Annotated in this window: 1 protein-coding gene and 1 pseudogene; one reads left to right on the top strand and one right to left on the bottom strand. The window is 72.0% G+C overall.

Translation table 11 applies throughout. The features are described 5' to 3' along the window. Positions 1-254 (top strand): annotated as a pseudogene (locus AB0G02_RS41120) (TetR family transcriptional regulator); the annotation flags it as partial. A 33-nt stretch (positions 255-287) separates the two neighbouring features. Here the strand turns inward: AB0G02_RS41120 and AB0G02_RS41115 are convergent. Beyond that, positions 288-1223, bottom strand: a 936-nt coding sequence (locus AB0G02_RS41115; protein ID WP_360806242.1) for an LLM class flavin-dependent oxidoreductase, incomplete at its 5' end; no start/stop codon positions are given.

Raw genomic sequence — 1223 nt, 5'->3', positions numbered from 1 at the left:
CGCACCCCGTGCACCGGACCGTCGTCGAGCACCGGCAGTGGTTCCAGAGCACCGTCACGGAGCTGCTGGCGCAGGCGGGGGAGACGGCACCCGAGCCCGCGGCCAGGCACTTCGTCATGCTCCGGGACGGCGCGATGGCGGCGGGCTGCCTCTCCGACCCGACCCCCATCCGCGAGACGTTCCTCCTGGGCGTCGAAGGTCTGCTCAAGTACCGGAACTCTCCCCTCGAACCCCGCGACCCGGCGCCGCGCTAGCCCACCCGTCCGGGCGCCGGGCGACATCGCGCGTCAGCGCCAGCCGAGCGCCGGGGCGACGTGGGTGAGGATGTTGTCGAGGACGTGGGTGTTGTACTCGACACCGAGTTGGTTGGGCACGGTGAGCAGCAGCGTGTCGGCCTCCGCGATGGCCTCGTCCTCGGCCAGTTGCTCGACCAGGACGTCCGGTTCGGCGGCGTAGGAGCGGCCGAAGATGGCCTTGGTGTCGGCGTCGAGGTAGCCGACCTTGTCGGTGCTCTCGTCGTCGTCGCCGAAGTAGGCGTGGTCGAGGTCCGAGGTGAGGGCGAAGATGCTGCGCGACACCGAGACGCGCGGCTCGCGTGTCCACCCGGCGTCCGACCAGGCCTTGCGGAACGCCCGGATCTGCTCGGCCTGCTGCACGTGGAACGGTGCCCCGCCCTCGTCGTTCTTCAGCGTCGAGCTCATCAGGTGCATGCCCTGCTCGGCCGCCCAGACCGCGGTGGCGTTGGAGCCCGCGCCCCACCAGATGCGGTCGCGCAGTCCCGCCGAGTGCGGTTCCAGGCGCAGAAGCCCCGGCGGGTTCGGGACCATCGGGTACGGGTTGGGCTGGGCGAAGCCCTCGCCCTCCAGCACCTTCAGCAGCACCTCGGCGTGCCTGCGGGCCATGTCGGCGTCCGTGTCGCCCTCGCCGGGCCGGTAGCCGAAGTACCGCCAGCCGTCGACCACCTGCTCCGGCGATCCCCGCGAGATGCCGAGCTGGAGCCTGCCGCCGGCGATGAGGTCGGCCGCGCCGGCGTCCTCGGCCATGTACATCGGGTTCTCGTACCGCATGTCGATCACGCCGGTGCCGATCTCGATGCGCTCGGTCCGGGCGCCGATCGCGGCCAGCAGCGGGAACGGCGCGGTCAGCTGCCTGGCGAAGTGGTGCACCCGGAAGTACGCGCCGTCCGCGCCCAGCTCCTCCGCGGCCACGGCCAGGTCGACGGC

The organism is Actinosynnema sp. NPDC023658 (genome assembly GCF_040639995.1).
GTDB lineage: Bacteria > Actinomycetota > Actinomycetes > Mycobacteriales > Pseudonocardiaceae > Actinosynnema.
Note: the sequence above shows the minus strand (reverse complement) of the source record. Positions and strands in the feature narration are given on the sequence as shown.